At 72.8% G+C, this 4,972-nt stretch carries 6 protein-coding genes; 3 read left to right on the plus strand and 3 right to left on the minus strand.

What is annotated here, in order from left to right:
- From PYV61_RS20805 to dnaA, 3 genes are all read right to left on the minus strand, one after another.
- The coding region (locus PYV61_RS20805; protein WP_275835235.1) for a hypothetical protein at positions 1-671 on the minus strand (671 nt) is incomplete at its 3' end.
- 53 nt (positions 672-724) lie between these two features.
- Positions 725-1,837 carry a DNA polymerase III subunit beta gene (dnaN, locus tag PYV61_RS20810; RefSeq protein WP_275835237.1) on the minus strand — a complete coding sequence of 371 codons (1,113 nt, stop codon included), beginning with the start codon at positions 1,835-1,837 and terminating at the stop codon, positions 725-727.
- Positions 1,838-2,052: 215 nt separating this feature from the next.
- Positions 2,053-3,543 (minus strand): chromosomal replication initiator protein DnaA, encoded by a 1,491-nt coding sequence (gene dnaA / locus PYV61_RS20815; protein ID WP_275835239.1) that lies wholly within the window; start codon positions 3,541-3,543, stop codon positions 2,053-2,055.
- A 330-nt stretch (positions 3,544-3,873) separates the two neighbouring features.
- Here dnaA and rpmH point away from each other — a divergent pair, with 330 nt between their 5' ends.
- The 3 genes from rpmH to yidD all read left to right on the plus strand — a co-directional run bounded on the left by rpmH (position 3,874) and on the right by yidD (position 4,779).
- Positions 3,874-4,041 (plus strand): 50S ribosomal protein L34, encoded by a 168-nt coding sequence (gene rpmH, locus PYV61_RS20820; protein WP_275835241.1) that lies wholly within the window; start codon positions 3,874-3,876, stop codon positions 4,039-4,041.
- Between the two features lie 25 nt (positions 4,042-4,066).
- Entirely contained in the window at positions 4,067-4,510 is a 444-nt protein-coding gene (gene rnpA, locus PYV61_RS20825) for a ribonuclease P protein component (protein ID WP_275835243.1), read from the plus strand.
- A 74-nt stretch (positions 4,511-4,584) separates the two neighbouring features.
- The gene (gene yidD, locus PYV61_RS20830) at positions 4,585-4,779 is read left to right on the plus strand and encodes a membrane protein insertion efficiency factor YidD (protein ID WP_345785273.1); all 195 of its coding nucleotides are present in this window, start codon (positions 4,585-4,587) and stop codon (positions 4,777-4,779) included.
- Positions 4,780-4,972 lie beyond the last annotated feature (193 nt).

The following is a 4,972-nucleotide window of genomic DNA, read 5'->3' on the forward strand; positions in this document are numbered from 1 at the left end:
GAGGCGTCGGGCGAGGGCGCGGCCCCGGGCGGCGCGGCCCCGGCGCCCGCGGCCGGCGGCGTCATGCCGAGCTGCGCGACGTACCACCGCGCCGCGCACGCCGGCCGCTCGTGGAAGAGGTGCACGTGCGCCAGCGCGTCGCGCGTCCCCGGGCCGCCGGTGAACTCGAACAGCACGCCGTCGGGCGCGACCACGTAGCCGAAGCCTCCCTCGCGCGGCGCCGCCGGCGGGGCCGCCGCGATCTGCGCGGCCGTCAGCGTCCCGGCGTAGGGCGCGAGCCCCGAGCGCCACACCCCGGCCGTGTCGCGCGGGGCGGTGAACAGCGGGAGGAACGACACGCCGAGGGGCGCCAGGCGCGCCGCGAGGTCGGTCGTGTTGGTGAACGCGCCGATGTGCCAGAACGCGCTCTGCGGCTCCGCGCGGTGCAGGTCGTGCCGCCACGCCCCCGCCGGCGGGCGGTCCACCGTGTGGAACATCACGAACATGTCGGCCTCGATCGCCGGCACCCCCGCCACCGTCGTCCGCGCGGCGGCCGGCCAGACGCGGAGGTACCACGCGATCGCCCGCTCGGCGTCGACCGTGTTCAGCCCGACGTGGTGCAGCGCCGGCGTCGAGTCCGCGGGCGGCTGCGCGGCGCCGGCGGACGGCGCCGCGAGCGTTGCCGCGAGCACCGCCGTGAGCGCCAACGCGACGGCGGGCCGGGCCGAACGCCGGGACCGCACGCTCAGTCCATCAGCCGCAGCGGCATCACCAGCGCCAGGTACTTCGCCGGGTCGCTCCACCCCTCGGGCTCCACCGTCGCCGCGCGCTCGGGCGCCTTGAACGTCAGCCGGACCTCCTCGGTCGGCATGTAGCGCAGGATCTCGAGCAGGTAGCTGGCGTTGAAGCCGATGTCGAGCGGGTCGCCGTCGTAGCGGATCGGCAGCTCGTCGGCGGCCTCGCCGAGGTCGGGGGTCTGCACCGAGAACTTGAGCATCCCCGCGTTGAACGACAGCCGGATCCGGTGCGTCTGGTCCGACGCGATGACCGACATGCGCTTGAGCGCGCTCGTGAGCGAGCCCTTGTCGGCGATCGCGTACTTGTCGTTGTCCTTCGGGATGACCTGCTCGTAGTTCGGGTACGGCCCCTCGATCAGGCGCGTGTACACCGCGGTGAACGGCGAGCGGAAGCCGAGGTGGTTGTCGCCGCGCGCGATCTCCAGCTCCTCCTCCGCCGGGAAGAGGCGGCGGATCTGGTCGAGCGCCTTGGGCGGCACGATCAGGTCGCCCGCGGGCGCGCCGCTCGAGCTGATGGGCAGCTCCATGCGCGCCAGGCGGTGCCCGTTGGTCGCCACCATCCGCATCCGCTCGGCGCGCAGCTCCCAGAGCACGCCGTTGAGGATCGGGCGGCTCTCCTCGGTGCTGACGGCGAACGAGGTGTGCTGGATGAGCTTCTGCAGGTCGCCGCTCTTGATGCGCCAGCTCTCCTCGAACTTCACCGCGGGGAAGGCGGGGAACTCGTCCTTCGGCAGGCCGAGGAGCTTGAAGCGCGAGCGGCCGCACTCGAGGGTGACGCGCTGCTCGCCGGCGGCGGCGATCTTGACCGGCGACGGCGGGAGCTCGCGCGCGATCTCCTGCAGCTTCTTGGCGGGGATCGTGATCGCGCCCGGGGTCTCGACGTCGGCGGCGACCTCGGTGCTGACCGCGATGTCCAGGTCCGTGCCCGAGAGGCGGATCCCGCGCTCGGTGGTCTCGAGGAGGATGTTGGCGAGCACCGGCAGCGTCGTCTTGGCCGGGATGCTCGCCGCGACGGCGCTGAGGCCTTCCTGCAACTTCTCCCGCGAGATCGTGAAGCGCATGAGCGGGTGGGGGAAACTCGGGGCGCTGTTACGAGTGGTTCTTATAGATCTAGAAACCAGTAGTAACAGCAGGGGCTGTGGACCTGTCGAGAATCGCCGGAAGTTACGACGGCTCCGGCACTTTGCCAGTGGGAAGCGGGGGCGCGCGGCGTGGACTCCCGGGGAGTGCGGGCGCCCCGTGTGGAGAGCCGCGCCCGGCCGCGCCCCGCGGGCGCTCAGGCGCGCAGACTTTCCAACACTTTCCGCACCCTCTCCACACGCGTGCGGAAAACCGCGTCCTCGGCCATCATCGCCGTCGCGCGCTCCAGCGAGTGGATGACGGTGGAGTGATCGCGCCCGCCGAACGCGTTCCCGATCTCGACCAGCTGGAGGCCGAGCAGCTCGCGGGTGAGCCACATGGCGACCTGGCGGGGGACGGTGAGCGTCTTGGTGCGGGTCTTGGACTGGAGGCCGTCGGGGGTGACGCCCCACTCGCCGCCGACCGCCTGCTGGATCACGAACGGGGTGAGCGGGGCGCCGGCCGGGATCGGGATGGCGGCGCCGGTGCGCTGGGCGGCGGCGAGCGTGTGCACCGCGGCCTCGGAGCGCAGCTTGTCGCGCAGCGCCTCGCGGGCCAGGTCGACGGTGATCTCGCCGCGCTTGAGCGACGCGTACGCCAGCAGCTTGATGATCGACCCCTCCAGCTCGCGCACGCTCGACTTCACGTGCTCGGCGATGAACTCGAGGACGTCGTCGGGGATGGTGAGCTCGAGGTGGTCGAGCTCCGCCTTCTTGCGGAGGATGGCGACGCGGTGCTCGAACTCGGGGAGGTCGACGTGCGCGACCATCCCCCACTCGAAGCGCGACACGAGGCGCGCCTCCAGCCCGGGGATCTCCTTGGGCGGGCGGTCGGAGGTCAGGCAGATCTGCCGACCGGCCTCGTAGATCGCGTTGAACGTGTGGAAGAACTCCTCCTGCGTCGTCTCCTTCCCCTTCAGGAACTGGACGTCGTCGACCAGGAGGAGGTCGGTCTCGCGGTAGCGCCGCCGGAACTCGGCGGTCGAGCGGCCCTGGATGGCGCCGACGAACTCGTTGGTGAACTGCTCGGTGCCGACGAAGGTGACGCGCGTGTACGGGTCGCGCTCGAGCATGGCGTGCGCGAGGGCCTGCATCAGGTGCGTCTTGCCGAGCCCCGTCTCGCCGTAGATGAAGAGCGGGTTGTAGACCTTCCCCGGCGCCGCGGCGGCCGCCTGGGCGGTCGCGCTGGCCACCTCGTTCGACTTGCCGATGACGAAGTGGTCGAAGGTGTAGCGCGGGTTGAGCGGGGCCGACACGCCGGGGGGAGGGCCCGAGCGTCGAGCGTCGAGCGTCGAGGGGGCGCCGTCTCGACGCTCGACGCTCGACGCTCCCCGGGGCGGGGGCGACGTCGGCGGGGGCGGGGCGATGAAGAAGTCGATCTGCGGCTTCTTCTCCCGCTCCTCGTCGACCGTGAAGGTCACGGCCACCGGGTGGCCGAGGGCGACCGGGGCGTAGGAGGCGAGGAGGGCGGCGTGCTTCGACTCGTTCCACTCCGCGCTGAACCGGTCGGGGGTCCCGACCACGATCCGGTGCCCGTCGATCGAGAGCGCGGCGGTCGGCTCCAGCCAGGTCCGGAAGGTCTGCTCGGGCAGCTCCTGTCGGGCGCGGGCGAGCAGGCGGTCCCAGACTTCGGTGGCCGTGAGCGACATGAGGTCCGGGTACGGCGAGTGCGGGTGCGGCGAGATCCGAAAGGGCGAGCTCGGTCGGCGGGGGCGCGAAGGTAGCGCGCGCATTGTGGACAAGTCAACGCTCGCCGGCGGCCTTGCTCCGGAGCACGAACACACCGGATGTTTGTCGCGGAAGTGCGTGTCCTGCCAGAGGCTAGAGGCACCGGCCCGAGGCCGCCGGGGTTGACCTAAGTTGCGGCCCCGGCTATCCTTGGCAGTCTGTGCCCGATCCCGGCGCAGCCTTGCGCACGCGCGCGATTCGGGCGCGAATTCGTGTCGCGATCAGTCTTCTGAACCCCGCTGGAGCACGACATGGGCAAGCCCACCTACCGGCCCCGCAACAAGCGCCGCATCCGCACGCACGGCTTCCGTGCGCGCATGGCGGACAAGTGGGGGCGTGAAGTCCTGAGCCGCCGCCGCAAGAAGGGGCGCAAGCGCCTGACCGTTCAGCTGCCGACCAAGTACGTCGCCGGGGCCTGACCCCGGCACGGCGGGGCGGCGGGCGGTGTCGCAGCGTTTCCCCCGCCGGCGCCGCCTGACGCGGGGCGCCGAGCTGGACGTGGTACGACGCGAAGGGAAGCGGGTCCGGACCGAGCACCTCGAGGTCCGCGTCCTGGCTTCCCTTCGAGCGTTTCCGCGGCTCGGCGACGCGGGACGGGTGGGGCTCGTGGTGCCCAAGCACCGCCACTCGTCGGTCGAGCGCAACCGGCTCAAGCGGCGGCTGCGGGAGCTGATCCGGCTGCGGCTGCTGCCGCTGGTCGCCGAACTGCCGCCGGTGGCGCTGGTCGTGCGCGCGCACCCGACAGCCTACGGCGCCACGTTCGAGGCGCTGGCCCGCCAGGTGGAGCGCCTGCGCCGCGACGTCGCGCGCCTGGCCGCCGCGCCCCCCGCCCCGCCCGCCGCCCCGGCCCCCGACCCCGCGCGAGATCCCGCGCCCGACGTCCCGTGAGCGGCCCCGTGAGCGCCCCCGAATCTTCCGCGCCCTCCGCCCCGTCGTCTCCGACGTGGGGCGCGCGCGCGCTCATGCTCGGCGTGCGCGTCTACCAGGTGGCGCTGTCGCCCGTGTTCGGGGGGCAGTGCCGCTATTATCCGTCCTGCTCCGCGTACGCCATGGAGGCGCTCGAGCGCCACGGCGCGCGGCGCGGCGCCTGGCTGGCGGTCCGCCGCATCGGCCGGTGCCATCCGTTCCGCCCCGGCGGTTTCGACCCGGTGCCGTGAACGGCCCCAGACGTCGTCCCTTCCATGGAAAACAATAGGCGGCTCCTCCTCGCGATCGCCCTCACCGTCCTGGTGATCGTCGCGACGCAGTTCCTCTTCCCGACGCCGCCGACGCCGGCGACCGCGCGCCGCGGCTCCCCCGACTCCCCGGCGGCGAGCGCGCCGCTGACGGCGGCCGCGCCGGCGGGCGGCG

The organism is Roseisolibacter sp. H3M3-2 (genome assembly GCF_029211165.1).
GTDB lineage: Bacteria > Gemmatimonadota > Gemmatimonadetes > Gemmatimonadales > Gemmatimonadaceae > Roseisolibacter.

What these genes read in the sequence shown, in the direction of transcription:
- yidD (WP_345785273.1), top strand. Translation starts at nt 4,585, where the DNA reads ATGCTCGGCGTGCGCGTCTACCAGGTGGCGCTGTCGCCCGTGTTCGGG.
- dnaN (WP_275835237.1), bottom strand. Translation starts at nt 1,837, where the DNA reads ATGCGCTTCACGATCTCGCGGGAGAAGTTGCAGGAAGGCCTCAGCGCC.
- dnaA (WP_275835239.1), bottom strand. Translation starts at nt 3,543, where the DNA reads ATGTCGCTCACGGCCACCGAAGTCTGGGACCGCCTGCTCGCCCGCGCC.
- rpmH (WP_275835241.1), top strand. Translation starts at nt 3,874, where the DNA reads ATGGGCAAGCCCACCTACCGGCCCCGCAACAAGCGCCGCATCCGCACG.